Source organism: Emergencia sp. 1XD21-10 (assembly GCF_009936045.1).
Taxonomy (GTDB): domain Bacteria; phylum Bacillota; class Clostridia; order Peptostreptococcales; family Anaerovoracaceae; genus Senimuribacter; species Senimuribacter intestinalis.
This window is the reverse complement of sequence record NZ_QWEQ01000024.1, coordinates 36,584-57,998: the sequence shown is the minus strand read 5'-3', so window position 1 is coordinate 57,998 and position 21,415 is coordinate 36,584. Positions and strand designations below refer to the sequence as shown.

The window sequence follows — 21,415 nt, the reverse complement described above, 5'->3', positions numbered from 1 at the left end:
ACCAAGAAATGGTGCGTGGCACTCTACGGCGAGAGTCCGAGGTCCGGCGGGAGGGCCGGAAGAATGACGGCGAAGAGAGTTCTAACTGATTTTAGCAATACACAAGATACAGAAAAGGTGAACATATGGATAGCAAAGTAACTGTAAAAATTTACGGACAGGAATACACAATCGCAGGAGATAAATCCGAAGAAGAAATTACGAGAATTGCCGAGTATGTCGATAACAAAATGCGTCTCATCAGCAGAGCTTGCGGAGACGCAATGCAGGGCAATATCAGTATCCTTTCTGCCATAAATATTGCAGAGGAGTACTTTGAGGCACTGCGTGAGGTGGAACTGCTTCGCACTGCCAAACAGCAGATGGAAAACGACTCCAAGTATTATCTGAAGATGTGGGAGGACGCAAAGAAAAACTTTGCCCAATATAAGGATAATATGGCGGAGATGAAAAACCAGAAGCAGGAAAGCGACGAACGCTTCAAAGAACTGCAATCCAAATGCACGGAGTTCGAGAATTCCTTTTTCGATTTACAGATGGAGAACATTCAGCTCAAGAGTGAACTTGAAAAACTGAAAAATAATCGATAGAGGATATATTATGAACAAAAAAGCACTGGATGTGTTAGAATATCACAAAATTATTGAGCTTCTGAAATGCGAGGCAGGTTCAGAGATGACCCGGGAAATCATCTCTGAACTTTCTCCCTATACCGATGAACGGGTAATTTCAGAAGAGCTAAGGTCAACCACGGAAGCGGTTGACCTTATTGTGCATAAAGGAGCGCTGCCTACAGGCGGTATCTATGATATCGTCTCAAGCGTTGAATTTTCAAGAAAAGGCGGCACATTGACCATGAAACAGCTTTTGCAGATTCTTTTCAATCTGCGCATTGCTGAGCGGGTTATTTCCTTTACTAAGGGGAGCGATTTGCCTCCTATGCCGCTAATTTCCTCCATGACGGAGCTGCTTGTGGCAATGCCCAGACTTTCTGAGAGAATTGACCGCTGCATTCTGTCTGAAGATGAGATGAGCGACAATGCGTCACCTGCGCTTAGGGATATCAGGCGCAGCATTGCAAGGCAAAATGACGCAATTAAAAACAAGTTAAACCATATTTTGAATACAGCAGATAACAGAACCTATTTGCAGGATGCGCTGGTTACCATGCGCGACGGCAGATATGTGATTCCGGTTAAGCAGGAGCATCGAAGCAGATTTCCGGGGATTATCCACGATCAGTCCAAGGCAGGGGCAACCCTCTTTATTGAGCCGCAGGTCATTGTCAACCTGAACAATGAGCTCAGAGAACTGGAGCTTGCCGAGGAAGGTGAAATCGCAAAGATTCTCAAAGAACTGTCTGAAGCAGTGGCAGAACACTACCACGATATTAAAAATAATCAAAAGCTGCTCTTGCAGCTGGACTTTATTATGGCAAAGGGAAAACTTTCTCGTAAGATGGAGGGAGAGGAACCCCTCATTGATTCGAAAGGCGTGCTTGATATCAGAAGGGGCAGACATCCGCTGATTGACAGCAAGAAGGTAGTTCCAATCAACGTATCGGTGGGAGATGGATACAGGACCTTGGTGGTGACAGGTCCCAATACCGGTGGCAAAACTGTCACTCTGAAAACTATCGGACTTCTTTCCATGATGGCGCAAAGCGGTCTGCACATTCCGGCAAGCAGTCAGAGCAGAATCCCAATTTTTACAGAAATTTTTGCGGATATCGGCGACGAGCAGAGCATCGAGCAGAGCCTGTCCACCTTTTCTTCTCACATGAAGAACATCGTAAAAATTGTGGGTAAGGCAGACCGGCATTCCTTGGTGTTGGTAGACGAACTGGGCGCGGGTACGGATCCGACAGAGGGCGCAGCCCTTGCTATTGCGATTTTGGAAACCCTGTACAGGCAGGGAGCGGTAACGGTTGCCACGACCCATTACAACGAAATTAAAAAATATGCCCTTTCTACAGAGGGAGTAGAGAACGCTTCTATGGAATTTGATGTGGAAACCTTAAGTCCGACTTACAGGCTATCCATCGGCATTCCCGGTAAGTCCAACGCTTTTGAAATTTCAAAGAAGCTGGGGCTTTCGGACAGTCTCATAGAAAGAGCCTCTAAGCTGATTGAGCGAGGCGATATCGAGTTTGAAGACGTCATCGGCGCCATTGAAGCAGATAAGAAAAAAGCTGAAGCTGAGCGTGACGAAGCTATTGCCATTCGCATTACAATGCAAAAACAGCAGGAAGAGGCGAAAGCAAAGCTTGATGAAATCAATAGAAAAAAAGACAAAATTATTGCAGACGCAAGGCAAGAGGCAAGGGAGATGCTCAAAGATGCCAGAGAAACGGCAAGCGAGGTACAGAAAGAGCTGAAAGAGCTTGCTAAGCTTGAGAGTATGGGTGAGCGCAATAAGCGCTACGATAAGAGCAGGAAGCGTTTGCGGGAAAAAGAAGATAAATATGCAGAGCGAATTGTTGCCAAGGTCAACAGCAACCCGGTCAGTGCTGCAGAAATCAAAGTAGGCGACAGGGTCAAAGTGGTGTCTCTCGATCAGAACGGCGAGGTTTTATCTCTGCCGGATGAGAAGGGAGATTTACAGGTAAAAATCGGTATCATGAAAGCAAACCTGAATGTGGATGATTTAATGCTGATCAATGATGGCACCAAGAAGAAAAAGAAACCGAAAGCCACCGGCTACGGCAGTCTTTATAAGAAGAAAGCCCAGAATATTTCCATCACTATCAATGTACAAGGAAAGTATCTGGACGATGCCATTGTGGAGGTGGACAAATACCTGGACGACGCTTATGTAGCAGGACTTTCCGAGGTGACCGTTATTCACGGCAGAGGCGAAGGTGTTTTACAAAAAGGTCTGCGAGACATGATGAAACGACACAAACATGTGGTCAGCTTCCGCAAAGGAAACTATAATGAAGGCGGCGAGGGCGTGACCATTGTCAGGTTAAAAACGGAGTAAAGAATATGTATGTAATCAGCGGATGTCTTCTTGGACACAATTGCAAATATAACGGTGGCAATAACCGAAATGAAGCGGTCATTGAGTTTTGTAAAGGACGCAGTTTCTGTGTTGTCTGCCCGGAAGCTTTAAGCGGGCTTCCCGTGCCGAGACCGCCTGCAGAGTATATAGGCGGCCATATTGTAGACAAAGAAGGCAGTGATGTTACGAAGGCTTTTGAGAAAGGGGCGCAAATCTCCCTTGAGAAAGCCATAAAAGAAGCCGAAAAGCTCGGCGAACCAATAGATGGAGCAATCCTGAAGGCCAACAGTCCTTCCTGCGGCAGCGGGCAGATTTATGACGGCACCTTTACAGGAACATTAACAGCAGGCTATGGCTGCTTTGCAGGAAAGCTTCGGGACAGAGGAATCAAAGTCATTTCAGAAAAGGAGATTATGGATGGTAAATTTTAAAGAAGAAATTGCAAAGATCATTGCGAAACACGTAGATGGTCTGGAACTTGCAGAAATTATGGATATGGTCGAGGTGCCGCAGGATACCAAAATGGGTGACTATGCGTTTCCTTGTTTTAAACTGGCCAAGGTGCTCAGAAAGGCGCCGCCGCTCATTGCAAAAGGAATCGCTGAGGGAATCAGTGCAGAGCCTCTCTTTGAAAAGGTTGAGCAGGTTAACGCCTATGTGAACATGTTCATTTCCAAAGAAGAATTTGTGAAAGATGTGTTGGATGAAGTTTTGACAACTGGCGAAGATTTTGGAAAATCCAACGTGGGCGAAGGCAAGAAAGTCATCGTGGAATACTCTTCCCCGAACATTGCAAAGCCGTTCCATATCGGTCACATCAGAAGTACCGTAATCGGTAACTCCATCTACAAAATTTATGATGCCCTCGGCTACGATGTAGTCAGAATCAACCACCTGGGCGACTATGGCACCCAGTTCGGCAAGATGATCTGTGCTTATAGACATTGGGGCAACAAAGAAGATGTCATCAAAGAGCCGATTAAGACTCTGCTCAGCTACTACACGAAGTTCCACGTAGAAGTAGAGGAACACCCGGAACTGGACGATGAAGCCAGAGAAATCTTTACAAAGCTGGAACACGGTGAAAAGGAAGAAACCGAGCTATGGCAGTGGTTCAGAGACGAATCACTGAAGGAATTCAGCCGCGTATACGACATGCTGGGCATTACCTTCGACTCCTACGCCGGCGAAAGTTTTTACTCCGATAAGATGCCGCGTTTTGTAAAGGAATTAGAAGAAAAAGGTCTTTTGGAAGAATCTCAGGGCGCTCACATTGTAAATCTGGAAGAAGAAGGTCTGGGCGTTGCGCTGATTACAAAGTCGGATGGTTCCACCCTTTACATTACCCGAGATATTGCGGCTGCCGTTTATAGAAAAGAAACCTACGATTTTTATAAAAACATTTATGTTGTTGCGTCTCAGCAGAATCTCCACTTCCAGCAGTGGTTCACTATTTTAGGCAAGATGGGCTATGCATGTGCTAAGGATTGCGTTCATGTTCCGTTCGGTCTTGTCAGTCTAGAAGAAGGTACCATGTCCACAAGACACGGCAGAGTGGTATTCCTGGAAGACGTGCTGAACAAGGCTGTCGAAAAGACCAGGGAAATCATCGCAGAGAAGAACCCGAACGCTTCCGAGGAGGATATCGACGAAATTGCAAAGACTGTCGGTATCGGCGCTGTTATTTTCCAGGAACTGTCGAACAACAGAATCAAAGACTATGTTTTCAAGTGGGATAAGGTCCTTAACTTCGACGGTGAAACTGGTCCTTACGTACAGTACACTCACGCAAGATGTGCTTCTGTACTGCGCAAAGCCGGTGATGAAGTTACAGAAAAGGCAGCCGCTCTTGAAGACATCGACTGCAAATATCTGTGCAGTGAAAGCGCATATGAACTTGCTAAGCTGTTATACAAATTCCCAGAAGTTGTTGCTGACGCAGGTGAAAAATATGAACCGTCTATCGTAACCAGACATATTGTAGATATTGCGCAGAGTTTCAACCGCTTCTATCACGATGAGCATATTCTCACTGACAACGAAGCCGAAAAGACTGCCAAGGTAGCGCTGGTACTGGCTGCGAAAAATGCAATCAGAAACGGTCTTGCGCTTCTTGGCATGAAAGCGCCTGAACGTATGTAATTTTGAAAAGACGGAAAGGAAAAGATAGAAACTATGAGATATGAAGGGGATATTTACAGACCGCCAAGTGAAGCCTATAGTTTGCTGATTCAGGTGACGATAGGCTGTTCTCACAACAAATGTACCTTCTGCAGCATGTTCAAGGACAAAATGTTTCGCGTGCGGGAGGTTTCAGAAGTCATGGAGGATCTGGAAACGGCGAGAAAGACCTATCGCAAGGTGGAAAGAATTTTTCTCTGCGACGGGGATGCCCTTTGTCTGTCAAACGATAAGCTGTTAGTTATTTTGGACAGAATCAGAGAGCTGTTTCCGGAGTGCAAAAGAGTCAGCGTATACGGCTCTGCCAAAGACGTACTGCGCAAGACGCCTGCTGAACTTAAAACTCTTCGTGACCACGGCATGGGCATGATTTATCTGGGTGCGGAGTCGGGCAGCCAGAAGGTGCTGGATATGATCTGCAAAGGCGTCAGCCGCGAGGAAATGATTGAGGCTGTCTGCAAAATTGAGGATGCGGGAATCCCAGCATCGGTAACCTTTATTTCCGGTCTTGCAGGAAAAGAGGCCTGGGAAGAGCACGCAGTCGAGACAGGCAAGATGATCAGCGAGATGAACGCTTCCTATGTGAGTCTTCTGACACTGATGTTAGATAATCGTGCGCCTATTGTGGGACAGATCAATAGAGGTGAGCTTACTCTGCTTTCTGCGGAGGAAGTGGTGGCGGAGGCTTATCTTCTCTTAAAGCACGCAAATCCGACAAAACCTTGCGTATTTAGAAGCAATCACGCCTCCAACTATGTGTCCCTTAGAGGTAATTTGCCGGCTGATAAACCGAGATTGATGGAACAGCTGGAGCGAGCCATGGCAGATACCGGACTTCTCAAAGACGAAAGATTCAGGATGCTGTAATGAAAATTTTACTGACGACGCTGAATTCAAAATATGTCCATTCTAATCTGGCGCTGAAATATCTCTACAGTGTGGCGGTTGGCTCCGGGCTTGACATTGCCCTTAAGGAGTTTACCATCAACAACGAGATGGGCTACATCTACGGTGAAATTTTGCGAGGCGGCTATGATTTAGTGTGTTTTTCTACTTACATTTGGAATGTGGAGAAAATCTGCCAGCTGGGCAGGCAGCTGAAACAGGCAAATCCATCAATTCGAATTATGCTGGGTGGACCTGAGGCTAGTTATGAGGCGGCATCCTTTATGGAAGAGAACCCTTGGTCAGACTATATTCTACGCGGCGAGGGAGAACTGGGATTTTTCCAGTTCTGCAAAGAACTGGTTCTTGGCGGCAGCGTGCTTTCTGGACTCAATCCGGAAAAGGTCTGCGGGCTTACCTATCGCAAGGACAAAGAGGTGCGGGAGACTGCAGACGGTCCTGTGCTCGCTATGGAGAAACTCCCTTTTCCTTATGAGATTTTGGAGATGGAGACGGACAAAGTGGTCTACTACGAATCGGCAAGAGGATGTCCATATCGGTGCAGCTACTGCCTGTCGTCCTTAGAAAAGACTATCAGAGCCCTGCCCCTTGAGAGAACTTTTAAGGAACTGGATTTTTTTCTTGCTGAGAAGGTCAAGCAGGTTAAGTTTATCGACAGAACCTTTAATTATGATAGAAATCGGGCGAGGGAAATCTGGAAACATCTCATTGAGCAGGATAACGGAGTGACCAACTTTCACTTTGAAATCTGTGCGGAACTTTTGGACGAGGAAACTTTTGCGCTGCTTGGGATGGCGAGGGACGGTCTGTTTCAGTTTGAAATCGGCATTCAGACGACCAATGAGAAAACGCTTACCGCCATCGAGCGAAGCAGCAACATACCGAAACTGCTTTCCAATGTGGAGCAACTGATTGCTCTTGGAAACAGTCATATCCATGTGGATTTAATCGCAGGGCTTCCCTTTGAGGGATATACTTCCTTTGGACATTCCTTCAATGCAGTCTATGCCTTGGGTGCGGACAACCTGCAGCTGGGATTTTTGAAGCTTTTGAAAGGCACAAAGGCACGCAGTAAGGCGGAAAGCTATGGCTATGTGTACCGTAGTGAAGCGCCTTACGAGGTGATTGCAAATGATTTTATATCTGCTGGCGAACTGGTGAGGCTGAAGATGATTGAGCACGTACTGGACCTGTATGCAAACAAGGGCGGATTTTCACAGAGTTTGCACTACCTTTGCAAAGCTTCTTCTGCGACGGCTTTTCGGTTTTATGAGAAATTGTCGGCATTCTTCTATGAGGAAGGCTACCAGCACAGATCGCACAAAAAAGAAGATTTGTACCGTATTTTGTTTCGCTTTGCTTTGCATCTGGAAGAAGATTTTCCGGGCATTTCCGAAAAGACAAAAAGGCTGCTTTCTGCCGATTTAGAGCAGACCATGAATTTTGACGCAGTAAAGAAATTTCATAAAAAAGGATGGGAATTTTAATGGATTTTGAACATAAAGAACCGCAAATTTTGCAGGACCGTATCGGTGAATATCTGCTGCCCCATGCAGACCAGTTTATCTTTGATGAACTGTCGGACAGCTACCTTGAAAAAGCAGGCATTGCAGATATTCTGACCGGTGTTCCGGTGCCAATTCGCAAAACTGCCATGACAGGACTTTCGACCTTGGTAATTGCTAAGAATATGGCATTTATTATCGGCTGTGACATCAACTTCAAATATAGAGATCATTATGTGGCATATATTACCAGAACCTTTACCAAAGAGTTTGTAAAGCCTTTGATTAACGAAGGTGTGGAATCTGCTGCTAAAAATGATTTTGACTATGCCTGTATCTGCTTTCGTAGCGCTCTCTTAATTGATCCTGAGTCCGCTGACGCGCTGTACTGCTACGGCAGAGCCTGCAAGGACTCCTATGAAATCGGAGAAGGGGAAGAGTATGTCGGACGCTATAAGGCAGAGTCCCTGGAAGCCTTTGAAAAACTGACCCTGATGAAACCGGACTTCGACATGGGATTTTACTTCTTGGGTTATGGTTATCTGAATATGGGACTTTACGTAAAAGCGAAGCTGACCTTTGATACCTTTATGGAACTTTCGGATAACAAGGAGCAGAAAGAAGAAGTCAGCGGCTGGCTGGAAAAACTGGCTGAGCCTGTAAAAATCGAAGAGGGCTATAATCATGTGCTGGCAGGCCGCTTTGCAGAAGGAATCACCATTCTGGCTGGCTACAAGGAGGACGAACGTTTCAATACCTGGTGGCCTCTGTGGTACTATCTGGGCGTTGCCTACGAAGCAGAAGAACAACTGAAAGATGCCGAAAGCTGTTATCTTCGAGTTCTGCAGCTTTCACCAAGCAATGTAGAAGCGATGGAAAGCCTGGCCGCCTACTATACGGCCTCCGGAGAGATAGAAAAAGCGGAAAAATATACTAAGAAAATTGCAGTAGTTAAACATAACGCGCAGCTGGATAAAGCAGAGAAAAGCAGCAGCCTGTCCTAAGGATAGGCTGCCGGCTTGTGCGCCAGTCGGCGGCTGGTTGCCTGGTTTAATGAGTTGCGGTCAGCGGCTGGCAGCTGTTTGCGGGCATTGAGTCTGTCAAGCAGTCGCCCACATCCCCTCCTGCGTTGACAAAATTGACAAGAAAGCTGAAATTTGTCAATTTTGTCAAAAAATATCCGAATTTCAGTTGTCTTTTGCTGAATTTTTAAGGAAAGATTGACAAAAGTAGCGAAAAATCGAGAATTTGTCAATGTAGGAAATCTATGACCCCGAGATCTTCTGATAATTTTTTTGGAAATCAGTAAAAAGCAGGAATAAAACCGGAATTTATTGTTATAATAGACTGTAGATGGTGAGCGGAAGCCTAAATTCGAATTGAATCTGAAAATATAAAAAAAGTAGAAAAAGATATTGACAATAACTGTGATACTGGTGTATAATAATATCTGCCGTCAGGAATGACGGAACATTGTTCCGAGATAGCTCAATGGTGGAGCAACCGGCTGTTAACCGGTAGGCTGTGGGTTCGAGCCCCACTCTCGGAGCCATTTTTTTGACAGATTTGTATTGATGTGCCGGAATGGCGGAATTGGCAGACGCACAGGACTTAAAATCCTGCGATCCTTACCGATCGTACCGGTTCGACCCCGGTTTCCGGCACCAATTTCTTATCTGTACAACTTAATATCGCGGGGTAGAGCAGCTGGTAGCTCGTCGGGCTCATAACCCGGAGGTCGCAGGTTCAAGTCCTGTCCCCGCAACCATAGAAAAAGAAAACACCTTTCTGATGAATGGTGTTTTTTTGTTGCTTGCGATGACAGGGCTTAAACCTTAGAAGGCTTGCGATATGAAGGAGGAAGCTCCATACTGTTTTTTCCATTCTTTTCGAATAAAGGAAATATTCTTTCCAGCGCTTCCGAAACTGGAAAAAAGTTCAATTTCGAGAGAGAAAAAAGCGGCAGCAGACGTATCAAGATAATTTATTTTAAAACTTTTTTCCCTTACATTCCAACGACTATGGGGAAATGTCAGCTTTTTTCCCTTTCTTTTTGGGAAAAAGTCGGATACAATAACGGCAAAGAAAAGAGCAGGGGAGGAATAAGTGTGATAAAAAATAAGATGCAGATGAGATTCATAGTGTGGATGATTTTTGCAATGGTTTTGCTCGTGCAGCTGCACGCCACAGCAAATGCAGCATATGCAGAAGCCGCACCAGTGCTGGAAACAGCTGATATGACGGAAACATTGACATTGGAGGCTTATGCAAAACGTTATCAAAGAGAAGCTTTGAAGCTACTTAATGCGTATCGCAGGGCTCACGGAGTAAAACCTCTTTCTCTCAATAAGAAGCTGCAGAAAGCAGCAGATTTGAGAGCGACGGAGGCGTTGCAATATCCACAACTAAGCCACAGGCGCTATAATAAAAAAGGAGAACTTCGAAGTTTTTCCAGCGTGTATACAGATTTGAAATTGCGTATCTCTTATCGGGGCACTGGAGAAAACTTAGCATGGAGAGCTTATCAGACTTCGCCGGAAGCCGCAGCAAAGGGAATGTTTCAGCAGTGGAAGAAATCATCGGCTCACCGCAAAAATATGCTGGAATCCAGGTATGACACTGTGGCTACTGCTATCGCTTATGACATGACTGGCAGCAGAGGATACGAGTATGGTGCAGCTTCGGTGCAGCTTTTTATCAGCAGCAGGAAGTAGCGAGGGTATTCTTAATAATTCTTAAATCTCAGAAATCCTATATATTTTTCCCTTAGAAAGTTGTAGAATGAATTTTACAGAGAAAACTTTGGGAAAGGGGAAAAACATGAAGAAAATAATAAAAACTATGACGTTAGTAACTTGTATTCTACTTACTGTAAGTGTGCTTTGCAGCTGTAGTGAGGACAAGGACGAAGGGCGATGTAATGAGGCGGTGAAAACTGTACTGGAACAGTTTGACACCACGCCGATGGATACAACCGTCAGCTTAGGGGAAGATGTATATGCTGATAATTTTGAAAGGCTGTACAATTTCTCCATAAAGAAGATTGACGGAGGAACTATTGCCTATGCAGCAGATGGTGGTAATGCAGATGAGATTTCCATCGTTAGAGCAGGCGAAAATGCAGACGTTAGCGAAATCAAAAAATACATGGAAGCAAGGCTCGCAAAACGGCTCCATGATTTTGAGAACTACAAGCCGGATGAGGTTTATAAGCTAGAAAATGCAAGGGTTACAGTGTTAAAGAATTACGTATTTCTGGTAATTTCAGATCAGCCGGAAGAGATGATTACAGTAATTCAGGGTGTATTAAATCAGGATTAATAGGAGATGCAGAAAATGACAAAGAAGACAAAAATTTTAACAGGGATTTTAATCGGAATGCAGGCGATTTTGCTTATTTCTGTTGCGGGTGTTTTTTTGCAAAACAATGCTCTGGCAGATATGCTAAAGGAATATGTTGCTTCAAAAGGTGAAATTCACGAGATTTACGATGATACGGCAGTGGTAGAAGCCTACAAGTCAGGAACGACAGAAGGACTCAATGAACAGGATAAATATGTGCTGGAGCAGGCAAAGAAAGTCATCGACGAGAATATAACAGATGGCATGAGCGACTACGAAAAGGAAAAGGCAATCTACGACTGGCAGATGGCATATACGGCATATAATGATAATTCTCTGGCTCCAATTGCAAGCGGCGGACAATACAGCCATCTTCCATACGGAGTTTTCAAGTATCATCAGGCAATTTGCGTGGGTCATGCGACTACCTTTAAACTACTGATGGATATGCTGGATATTGAGTGTCAGATTATTCATTCTACAGAGGAAGGCGAGCATGCATGGGATTTAGTTAAGCTGGATGACGAATGGTATCACTGCGATGTAACTTTTGATGGAGGCACCGGCGAAAAACCGGGATATACATATTTTAATGTGCCTGACAGTGTTAAAGATGATGGAAGTTATCCATGGAATCACGAGGAAATTCCGGCTGCTGACGGTACCAAGTACTGTTACCTTGCAGAAAATGCCGGTGATTTAAAGGATATCTACGATATACCGGAATACGTGAAAACACAGATGGACGAAGGCAGCCGTAGAATTGCTTTTACTTTAAAGAATGCTGAAAACTATAATGAAGATGTTGCAAGCTATATTACCAGTGCGTTTAATGACGGTATGACTGAATTGTGCCAGGGTACAACTATGCAGATTGGGGATAAAACTATTTACACGATAGAAGCATATCAGGCAGATGACGGAATGGGTGGACAGCTTGATCCGGAAATTTTAGAGAAGCTGCAGGAGATCATCGATGGTCTTCAGTAGTACAGTTTTTCTGCTGGCATTTTTGCCAACTGTGATAATCTTGTATTATCTTGTGCCCAAGGGTATGCGAAACGGTGTACTGCTCTTAGGAAGCCTCTTATTCTACGGCTTTGGAGAGCCCAGATATTTACTGATTATGCTGGTGTCCATTCTATTTAACTACGGATGCGGGCTGGCAATACCGTGTTGTAAAAATTTCGGAAATAACGAGCATAGGCCAGCGAGGCTTATGCTCTGTTTCGCTGCTCTTGGAAATTTGATTATATTGGGGTATTTTAAATATGCAGGTTTCTTCTTTGGACGTCTGGGATTTCCGGAGGTGGTACTGCCTATCGGCATATCATTTTACACATTTCAGGCTATGTCCTATGTGATAGATGTGTACAGGGAAAAGGCAGCATCACAGAAGAATCTGCTTCGATTTGCACTTTATATTACTTTATTTCCGCAGCTCATTGCGGGGCCTATCGTGCGTTATGTAACCATCCAGATGCAGCTTGCTGAAAGAGAGAGCAATCTGGAAAATTTTGCGGAGGGCGCACGACGTTTTGTCATGGGTCTTGGGAAAAAAGTCCTTCTTGCCAATCAGGCGGGGCTTATATGGGACGAAATCTCGTCTATGAATATCGATCAGATGCCGGCAGCGACGGCGTGGCTGGGCGCAATTGCCTTTACCTTTCAGATTTATTTTGATTTTGGCGGTTACTCGGATATGGCAATCGGTCTTGGACGAATGTTCGGTTTTCATTTTGAAGAGAATTTCAATTATCCGTACACTGCAAAGAACATTACCGACTTTTGGAGAAGATGGCATATTTCGCTGAGTACATGGTTTAAAGAGTATGTGTACATTCCGCTGGGTGGAAATCGCAAAGGAATGAGCCGTCAGGTGGTAAATATTTTTATTGTTTGGGCGCTGACCGGATTTTGGCATGGCGCCAGCTGGAATTTTCTGTGGTGGGGTGTGTATTTCGGTATTCTGCTGATTTTAGAAAAAGTATTTTTGCTGCGGGTTTTGGAAAAGCTGCCGTGTTTTGTGCAGCATGCGTACGCGCTGTTTTTTATCGTGCTGGGCTGGGTCATTTTTGCTCTGACCGATGGTACAACGTTTTTCACCTATTTGAAGGCCATGGCTTTTTGCAGTGGTCTTTGGAACGGGCGAAGCGGGTACTTCCTTGCAACGTCTGGGATGCTACTTGTCATCATGGCTTTTGCGTCTACGCAGTTTCCATCAAAATGTGCAAGAGCGCTGCTTGGAAAGCTTCAGAGAAAGCCAGCAGTTTATCTGACTGTAAAGAATGTCACATATTTGCTGATTTTAACAGCATCTATGGCGTTTTTAGTCAGCGATACATATAATCCGTTTCTGTATTTCAGGTTCTGATAGGAGGCGTGTGGAAGATGAGAAAGAAAGATGACATTATCATGACTGTGCTGTTTGCTGGATTTCTGCTGATTCTTCTCCTGGGAGGAATCTTCCTGAAGGATAAGGTTTTTTCTGACAACGAAAACCGGATGCTGCAGCAAGCGCCGAAATTTACCGCAGAACGTGTGCTCTCAGGAGCGTTTGAGGAGGATTTTCAGCGGTATATGGACGATCAGGTACCGCTTCGCAACCAGTGGATTTCTGCAAAGACTGCCTTACAGCGGCTGTTATTGAAAAAAGATATCGGCGGCGTTTATCTGGGTAAGGATGGCTGGTTTATAGAAAAACTCACCGAAGAACAGATGGATCACCAACAGTTTTTAAAGAATCTGCAGGGGATAAAATCCTTTTATGAGGAGTTGCCTTCTGACATGGAAAAATCCGTTATGTTGGTGCCGACTACTGGCGCGGTGATGGGAGATAAGCTGCCTGGCGGGGCTGCTTGCTTTGATGAGGCGGCTTACGCAAAAGAAGCAGCGCAGCAGCTGACAAACTGCGGTTATGTGGATCTTTACGAGACCTTTAGCTTCATTGCAGGCCGCGGAAATACCCAGCTTTACTATAGGAAAGATCACCACTGGACCACAGACGGGGCGGCTATTGCCTTTGGTGTGTGGAAGCCGTGGCTGGATTTTTTGGGAACGGAAGAAAACGTGCTGACTGAGGATTTTCAGGGCACGCTGTATTCTAAAGTCCTCTGGGACGATGGTCATCGGGATACCATCAGTGCGTTTACAGCGCTGGAGCAGGATGGCTACAAAGTGACTGCAGACGGCAAGGCGCTGCCGGGAGGCATGTACCAAAGGCAGTTCCTTGAGAAAAAGGATAAGTACGCTGTGTTTTTCGGCGGAAATTACGGCAGACTTGCCATTGAAACAGGAAAGAAGGAAACCGGGCAGAATCTGCTGATTATCAAGGACTCCTTTGCTAACTGTTTTGCACCTTTGGCGGCATACCATTACGACAACGTATATATGGTGGATTTGCGCTATTTCAGTGGCAATCTGGCAGAATACGCAGCGGAACAGGGCATTACCGAGGTGCTGACGCTCTACAGTATGGAAAATATGATAAACGACAGGAACTTGTCAGCGCTTTCAGCAGGGGGAATGATTCTTTCGTAAAAAGAAAACTTCCTCTTGAAAGTCGGGCGGATTTGTCGCATAATAGAAATGATAGGACTGTTTGTCCCAAGGATAGAAGGAGACGGACAGTCCATTTTTTTAGTAGAGGAGGCGTTTGTTTATGCCAATTAAAGTACCAAATAATTTACCGGCAATTGAGACCTTGACTTCGGAGAATATCTTCGTCATGACCGATACCCGTGCCATGACACAGGATATCAGACCGCTGCAGATTTTGATTCTCAACCTGATGCCGACCAAAATAGATACGGAAACGCAGCTGACAAGACTCCTTGGAAATACACCGTTGCAGGTGGAACTGGAACTTTTGCAGACCAGTACTCACAAGGCGTCCAATGCGTCGCAGGAGCATATGATTGCTTTTTACAAGACTTTTGATCAGATAAAACATAAAAATTATGACGGAATGATTATCACAGGCGCACCGGTGGAACTGCTGCCCTTTGAGGAAGTGGACTACTGGGATGAGCTTTGCGAAATCATGGAGTGGTCCAAGCGTCACGTTCATAGCACATTTCACATTTGCTGGGGAGCGCAGGCAGGACTTTACTACCACTATGGCATTGAAAAGAGAAAGCTGCCGAAGAAGCTTTCCGGCGTGTATAAGCATACTCTGGATTACAAAAAAGGCATGCTGTTCCGCGGCTTCGACGATGAGTTTTTTGTGCCTCATTCCAGAAACACTACGGTGGACAGGGAAGATGTGGAGAGAATTTCGGAACTGGAAATCATTTCCACTTCCGACGAAGCGGGAATCTATGCTATCAAATCCAGAAATGATAAGCAGATTTTTATCATGGGGCATTCGGAATATGACGGCGATACTCTGCTGAAGGAATATTTGCGTGACAAGAATGCAGGTCTTAATCCTGATGTGCCGTGCAACTATTTTCCTGAAGATGACGACACCAAAGAACCTATCGTAAAGTGGCGCTCATCGGCCAATCTGCTTTACTGCAACTGGCTGAACTATTTTGTATACCAGACAACCCAGTATGATGTGAATCAGATTAACGATGCGACCTTGTCCGATGCATTTACGCAGAAGGCTGACTGCAAAGTTGCCAAGTTTGGAGGCACCTCGCTTGCTGACAGCGGGCAGTTCAAAAAGTGCGCCGCTATTATTGAAGAGGATACGGCAAGAAAGTATATTGTTGTGTCTGCACCGGGAAAGCGGTCTGCAGATGACGTAAAAGTGACTGATTTGCTCATCGCCTGCATCGAAAAGAAAGGCGAGCAGGCAGAAGAAATTCTTGACAAAATCCAGTCCAGATACAAGGTTTTGGTCAGAGGACTTGGTGTGAAACTCGATATTGATCAGGAGTTTAACCAGATTAGAAATGCGTTGTCAGATAATACCAAATCTGACTATATCATCAGCCGAGGTGAATATCTTAACGCTAAGATTATGGCAGCATATATCGGGGCGGACTTTATCGATGCAAAAGACCATATTTTCTTAAAGGAAGATGGGACTTTCGATGAAGAAAAAACCAAAAAGGTTCTGGGTAAAGCGCTGGCAGAAACTAATCGTGCAGTAATTCCGGGTTTTTACGGGACGCTTCCGAGCGGAGAGGCTAAGACCTTTGCAAGAGGCGGTTCTGATATTACAGGTGCTATCGTGGCTGCGGTAGCAGGTGCAGACCTCTATGAAAACTGGACTGATGTATCGGGACTTCTTATGGCAGATCCTAGGATTGTAGATAACCCGCGCAGTGTACCGGTGATTACTTATAAAGAGCTGAGGGAGCTTTCTTATATGGGCGCCGCCGTTCTTCATGAGGATACGGTTTTTCCTGTAGTAAAGCTGGAAATTCCAATCAACATTAGAAATACCAATAAGCCGCAGGAGCACGGCACGCTGATTGTAAAGAATGCGGACTATTACCAGAGCAGTCTGGAAATCTCCGGCATTTCCGGAAAGACAGGCTATACTGCAATCCTAATCGAAAAGGGAAAGATGAGCGAGGAACCGCAGCTTCGTGCAGAGATTTTGGAAATCTTTGATGAGAGAAAAATCGCTGTCAAGAATATCCTGTCCAGTATCGACTCTCTCAATATCATCGTCCATGAGTTTGACGTGAGAGACTGCATTTCTGTGCTTACCGAAGAAATCTGGGACAAAGTGCCACAGGGAACAGTGACGGTTACCAGCGATGTGGCTTTAATTGCCATCGTCGGACGGGAGCTTGGCACTTCGCCAGCTGTTGCCGTAAAGGTGCTTGGTGCTCTGGCAAACCGCAAAATTAATGTGAAGCTTATAGACCACGGCGCACAGAAAATCAACATGATGGTCGGTGTGAACAGCGCAGACTATATGGCTGCAATTCAGGCGATTTATACAGAATTTGCGAGGGTGGAACAGTAAACAATGATTATTAAAAAAGCAATTTTACATATTATGGACTTTAACTCGGATATTTGTATCTTTTCTCAGAAAGAGCTGGAAATTGGCGATTATGGAACGGGTGAGTTTATAGAAAAACATTTGCTGCGCATTATGGAAGATTCGTCAAAGAAAAAAGGTGAGTTTTTAGAGTATAGTATTTTAAAACAGACCTTGGACCGGTATCTTTCTGGAAATATCGATTTTGCGGAGTTTTCTACGGCGGCGGGTAATCTGCTTCATGACCAGATTTCTCAGGCTGATGAGCCGGAATCCATGGATTTTCTGGTATGCCAGTTTACTGAAGAAAGCAGGGAATATATCGGACTTCTGCTGCTTCCCAACAAGACTGCTTACACGCACCAGGTAGAAAACGGTCAGGAAGGTGTTGCCAACAAAATTATCCGTTATTTCACTATGCTGCCAGGTACCAACCAGAAGATTTCCTGTTATGCTATTATCGACACAGAGGATTTGTCGGTGGTGGTTTGTGATAAAAAACGTGCTATTAACGGAGATGAAGTTATGGTGCTGCCTGATAAGGTTTTGCAGTGTACTTATGGTCAGTCGGCAAGAGAAACTGTGCGCATGATTAAAAAAATCACCAGTGAAGTGGCAGAGGAATACGGCAGCAATTCGGCTGTGGCTGTGAGCCGAGCGAAAAGCTGCATCATTGAGCGTGCGGAGCAGAACGTACCTTTTACGCCATCGGATCTTTGTGAAGAGGTATTTCACGACAACGAGGTGATGAAAAAGACTTTCAGGCAGAAAGCAATGGAGGCGGATATGCCGCCGAAAATTTCTGTAGAAAACCCGAAAGTTGTCAAGAGTATTCGCAGCCACAAGATAAAGACCGACACGGGCATTGAAATCAAAATTCCGACGGAATATCTGGAAAACAGTAGATATGTAGAGTTTACCAATAATCCGGACGGAACCATTTCTATTGCTCTGAAAAATATCGGAAAGATTGTGAACAGATAAATGATTTTAAATACAGGAAACAGAACAGACATACCGGCCTTCTACAGCAAGTGGTTTTACCGCCGCCTCAAAGAAGGCTTTGTCTTTGCAAGAAACCCATATCAGTCTCAGCAGGTGACCCGTTATCTCCTGGATCCGACCGTCATTGACTGCATTACCTTCTGCACAAAGAATCCTGCGCCTATGCTGGAAAATTTGGAGCAGCTAGCACCTTTTCGCCAATTTTGGTCGGTGACGATTACGCCTTATGGAACGGATATTGAACCATATGTACCGCCTGCTGATGTTGTAATGGAAAGCTTTTGCGCTCTTTCTGAAAAGGTAGGAAAAAGCTGTATCAGCTGGCGGTACGATCCGATTTTTATTACGGAAAAGTATTCAGTAGATTTTCATTTGGAAGCCTTTGAGAATATGGCAAAAAAGCTTTCCGGTTACACAGAGCATTGTGTCATCAGCTTTCTAGATCTTTATGATAAGACCAAGCGAAACTTTCCGGAAGGGAAGAGCGTGTCAAGAGAAGACCGGCTGCGCCTTGGTGAAGCCTTTGTAACGATTGCGGAAAAAGAAGGCATGAAACTGTACCCTTGCGGTGAAGGTGATGAGCTTGCGCAGTTTGGCGCTGACTGCAGCGGTTGTCAGAGCCAGAAAGTGCTCGAAAAGGCCATAGGACTGCCCTTATCGGTTCCAAAATCTGCCATGACAAGAGATGGTTGCAGCTGTATTTTGGGCAGCGATATCGGTGCGTACAATACCTGCGGACACGGCTGTCTTTATTGCTATGCTAACTACGACAGGGAGACTGTGGAGTACAATATGAAACAGCACGATCCTTTTTCACCTTTTTTAATCGGGGATTTTATGGATGGGGATATTATAAAATCCTGCGAGCAGGAAAGCTGGATTCGCTGGCAGATGTCTTTGGATGAACTGCTGTAATTTTATTTCAGGAAGTTACCTCTTTGGTCAGCTGGCAAAGGGATCCCTACCCCATCTGCCGCTCTAGTGCATAGATTTGGGAAAAATCGTAAAAATATGCACATAGCTGTGCGTAAATTTAAAAGAATCATTAAAAATATGCACATATGGGGCACCTTTCAGCGCGTAACTAGCCAGTATTGAGTGGATTTGTGCATATTTTTTGTGATTTACTCGAAAATCTGCATGGATTTCTGAGAAAATGTGCATATTTTGATGGAAAATTTGGATTATATGCACGTGAAGTCTTTGCTATGAAGAAGTGAACGGGCGGGCTTTTCATTGCGCCGTATTTATGATAGAATAATAAATAAGAAAGAAAAGGAGTTTGAGCAATGCAAATTATAGATAGAGTAAAAAATTGTAACGGATGTGAGGCCTGCACCGTCGGCTGCAAGTATGCCTGCATCAAAATGGAAAGAGACGAAAACGGCAATAAGAAACCGGTCATCAACGAGGACGGCTGTTCCAAGTGCAACAACTGTGTTCTTTACTGTCCGGTCTTCAACCCGGTGGATTTGCCGGAGTTTGAGAATTTTTACGAGTATAAAGATGATTATTATGAAAGGGATATGGCAAAGGTTTATAGAGAAACCATGCGCCAGCTAAAGGCGGGCACTACTACGGAGTTTGTAGGAACTCTGTGTCAGATTGCTGCTCTGAAATCCCTGATGGGAGATAAGCTGAGCCACGACCTTCGGATTTTTCCGCTTCACTGTGACCCGGAAAATCCGAGAAGACCGGAGTGCGCGGCATGTCCTTTTTATAAGTAATGCTTAGTAATTTTATCATAGCCTTGGAAGCGGTGCTTCCCATGTTCATTCTCATGGCAATTGGCGTAGCGGTCAAAGAAACAAAGCTGATGGAGCCTCCTGAAATCAAGAAGATGAACCATATGGTCTTTGTGGTATTTTTTCCAGCCATGATGTTTCACAGCCTTTACGGAAAAGACCTTGGGGAAGCCTTTAACGGAAAGCTGCTTGCCTTTGGTGTCATTGCAGTGCTGGTAATCTATGCAGTAGCTATGGCGGTGACTTTTGCCGTAGAGAAGAATCCAAAGAGCAGGGGTGCTATGATTCAGGGACTCTACCGGAGCAATTTTGTCATCATGGGGCTTCCCATTGCGGTGAATCTTCTTGGCAGAGAAAACTTAGGTGTAACTGCTATGATGGTAGCGGTGATAGTACCTATGTACAATGTGATGGCGGTGATTACCCTGGAACTGTTTCGGGGAGGAAACCCCAGCCCCAGCGAGATTGTCAGAAAAGTGTTGACCAATCCATTGATTTTGGGTGCAATGGCGGGACTTGCAACAGTGATTTTTAAGATTCGACTTCCAGAGATGCTGGAAGATGTCATCAGCGATATGGCGGCTGTGACAACACCTCTTGCACTTGTCATTTTGGGCTCTTCCATTGATTTTAAGGAGATGGGAAACAGGGGCAAGAATCTCTTTATCTGCGTCATCGGAAGGCTGGTGGTGATTCCGGCAGTTGGGCTTTGCGCAGCGGCGCTTTGCGGATTTCGCGGTATTGAGTTTGTGACGCTGCTCGCTATGTTCGCATCCCCTGCGGCGGTATCCTCTTTTACGATGGCGCAGTCCATGGACAGCGACGGACAGTTGGCGGGAGAAATTGTAATTTTTACCACGGCATTTGCAAGTTTTACCATGTTTTTATGGATATTCCTGTTTAAAAACTTGGGAATGTTTTAAAATATGAATGAGAGATAAAGGAGAAAAAAGCGATGAGTGATTGTAATCATGATTGTGGATCCTGCAGTGCAACCTGCGGAGAAAGACAAGAAGATCCGGGCATCAAGAAAGCCCCGATGAACGATTTGTCTGATGTGAGAAAAGTAATCGGTGTTGTCAGCGGTAAGGGCGGCGTAGGTAAATCCTCCGTAACTTCCATGCTGGCAGTCGCTGCAAAGAGACAGGGCAAGAATGTTGCCATTTTAGATGCGGACATTACTGGCCCGTCCATTCCAAAGGCTTTCGGTCTTACTGAAAAAGCGCAAGGTAACGACCAGATGATTCTGCCGTCGGTAACTGGCAGCGGCATTAAGGCGATGTCTATCAACCTGCTTCTCGAAAATGAAACCGATCCGGTTGTTTGGAGAGGTCCGATTCTGGGCGGCGTGATCGAGCAGTTCTGGAGCGATATATGCTGGGGTGATGTAGATGTGATGTTTGTCGACATGCCGCCGGGAACCGGTGATGTGGCGTTGACTGTATATCAGAGCCTGCCTGTAGACGGCATTATTATCGTAACTTCTCCGCAGGAACTGGTAGGCATGATTGTGGAAAAAGCTGTGAAGATGGCGGAACTGATGGATATTCCTGTTCTTGGAATCGTAGAAAACATGTCCTATTTCAAATGTCCAAGCTGCAATGAAAAGCACATGATTTTCGGTGAAAGCCACATTGAAGAAGTAGCTGCAAAGCACGGCATTCCAAACGTTGCCAAGCTGCCGATGGATATGGAGGTTGCAAAGGCATGCGACAGCGGCCGCATTGAAGATTATGTGAGCGAGGAAATGGAGCGGCTGGCAGCACAGCTGTAAAAGGTGA

Annotated in this window: 18 protein-coding genes and 3 tRNA genes; all 21 read left to right on the top strand. The window is 45.2% G+C overall.

Translation table 11 applies throughout. The annotated features are described in order from the left end of the window. Positions 1-125 precede the first annotated feature (125 nt). The 21 genes from D1151_RS13670 to D1151_RS13570 all read left to right on the top strand — a co-directional run bounded on the left by D1151_RS13670 (position 126) and on the right by D1151_RS13570 (position 21,408). A complete protein-coding gene (locus D1151_RS13670; RefSeq protein WP_160200506.1) occupies positions 126-590 on the top strand; it encodes a cell division protein ZapA in 465 nt (154 codons plus the stop codon). A 10-nt stretch (positions 591-600) separates the two neighbouring features. Beyond that, positions 601-2,982 carry an endonuclease MutS2 gene (locus tag D1151_RS13665; protein WP_161909262.1) on the top strand — a complete coding sequence of 794 codons (2,382 nt, stop codon included), beginning with the start codon at positions 601-603 and terminating at the stop codon, positions 2,980-2,982. Positions 2,983-2,987: 5 nt separating this feature from the next. After that, positions 2,988-3,434 (top strand): DUF523 domain-containing protein, encoded by a 447-nt coding sequence (locus tag D1151_RS13660; protein WP_160200504.1) that lies wholly within the window; start codon positions 2,988-2,990, stop codon positions 3,432-3,434. Next, positions 3,421-5,145: an arginine--tRNA ligase gene (gene argS / locus D1151_RS13655; RefSeq protein WP_161909261.1), complete on the top strand. Its 1,725-nt coding sequence runs from the start codon at positions 3,421-3,423 to the stop codon at positions 5,143-5,145. The genes D1151_RS13660 and argS overlap by 14 nt, the downstream gene beginning before the upstream one ends. Positions 5,146-5,178: 33 nt before the next feature. Beyond that, a complete protein-coding gene (locus tag D1151_RS13650) occupies positions 5,179-6,051 on the top strand; it encodes a radical SAM protein (RefSeq protein ID WP_160200502.1) in 873 nt (290 codons plus the stop codon). After that, the gene (locus D1151_RS13645; RefSeq protein WP_161909260.1) at positions 6,051-7,577 is read left to right on the top strand and encodes a B12-binding domain-containing radical SAM protein; all 1,527 of its coding nucleotides are present in this window, start codon (positions 6,051-6,053) and stop codon (positions 7,575-7,577) included. The genes D1151_RS13650 and D1151_RS13645 overlap by 1 nt, the downstream gene beginning before the upstream one ends. After that, positions 7,577-8,599, top strand: coding sequence for a lipopolysaccharide assembly protein LapB (locus D1151_RS13640; RefSeq protein ID WP_161909259.1), 1,023 nt, complete (start codon positions 7,577-7,579; stop codon positions 8,597-8,599). The genes D1151_RS13645 and D1151_RS13640 overlap by 1 nt, the downstream gene beginning before the upstream one ends. 473 nt (positions 8,600-9,072) lie before the next feature. Then, positions 9,073-9,147, top strand: a tRNA-Asn gene (locus D1151_RS13635). Between the two features lie 26 nt (positions 9,148-9,173). Then, positions 9,174-9,262: transfer RNA gene (locus D1151_RS13630), tRNA-Leu, on the top strand. Positions 9,263-9,287: 25 nt separating this feature from the next. Then, positions 9,288-9,363 (top strand) — tRNA-Met (locus D1151_RS13625). 340 nt (positions 9,364-9,703) lie between these two features. Beyond that, entirely contained in the window at positions 9,704-10,309 is a 606-nt protein-coding gene (locus D1151_RS13620) for a CAP domain-containing protein (RefSeq protein WP_161909258.1), read from the top strand. Positions 10,310-10,415: 106 nt separating this feature from the next. Continuing rightward, on the top strand, positions 10,416-10,916 hold the full coding sequence (locus D1151_RS13615; protein WP_160200498.1) for a DUF4358 domain-containing protein: 501 nt from the start codon (positions 10,416-10,418) through the stop codon (positions 10,914-10,916). A gap of 15 nt (positions 10,917-10,931) precedes the next feature. Then, complete coding sequence (locus D1151_RS13610) at positions 10,932-11,927, top strand: transglutaminase domain-containing protein (RefSeq protein ID WP_161909257.1); 996 nt, start codon at positions 10,932-10,934, stop codon at positions 11,925-11,927. Further along, positions 11,914-13,311, top strand: coding sequence for an MBOAT family protein (locus D1151_RS13605; protein WP_161909256.1), 1,398 nt, complete (start codon positions 11,914-11,916; stop codon positions 13,309-13,311). The genes D1151_RS13610 and D1151_RS13605 overlap by 14 nt, the downstream gene beginning before the upstream one ends. Before the next feature lie 17 nt (positions 13,312-13,328). Further along, a complete protein-coding gene (locus D1151_RS13600; RefSeq protein WP_161909255.1) occupies positions 13,329-14,477 on the top strand; it encodes a DHHW family protein in 1,149 nt (382 codons plus the stop codon). A gap of 121 nt (positions 14,478-14,598) precedes the next feature. After that, complete coding sequence (locus tag D1151_RS13595; RefSeq protein WP_161909254.1) at positions 14,599-16,866, top strand: aspartate kinase; 2,268 nt, start codon at positions 14,599-14,601, stop codon at positions 16,864-16,866. Between the two features lie 3 nt (positions 16,867-16,869). Then, positions 16,870-17,868 (top strand): nucleoid-associated protein, encoded by a 999-nt coding sequence (locus tag D1151_RS13590; protein ID WP_161909253.1) that lies wholly within the window; start codon positions 16,870-16,872, stop codon positions 17,866-17,868. Then, positions 17,869-18,804, top strand: a complete 936-nt coding sequence (locus tag D1151_RS13585) for a DUF1848 domain-containing protein (RefSeq protein WP_161909252.1) — start codon at positions 17,869-17,871, stop codon at positions 18,802-18,804. A 374-nt stretch (positions 18,805-19,178) separates the two neighbouring features. Next, complete coding sequence (locus tag D1151_RS13580) at positions 19,179-19,616, top strand: 4Fe-4S dicluster domain-containing protein (RefSeq protein WP_161909251.1); 438 nt, start codon at positions 19,179-19,181, stop codon at positions 19,614-19,616. Then, entirely contained in the window at positions 19,616-20,557 is a 942-nt protein-coding gene (locus D1151_RS13575) for an AEC family transporter (protein WP_160200490.1), read from the top strand. The genes D1151_RS13580 and D1151_RS13575 overlap by 1 nt, the downstream gene beginning before the upstream one ends. A gap of 32 nt (positions 20,558-20,589) precedes the next feature. Further along, complete coding sequence (locus D1151_RS13570; RefSeq protein WP_161909250.1) at positions 20,590-21,408, top strand: Mrp/NBP35 family ATP-binding protein; 819 nt, start codon at positions 20,590-20,592, stop codon at positions 21,406-21,408. Positions 21,409-21,415: the final 7 nt, after the last annotated feature.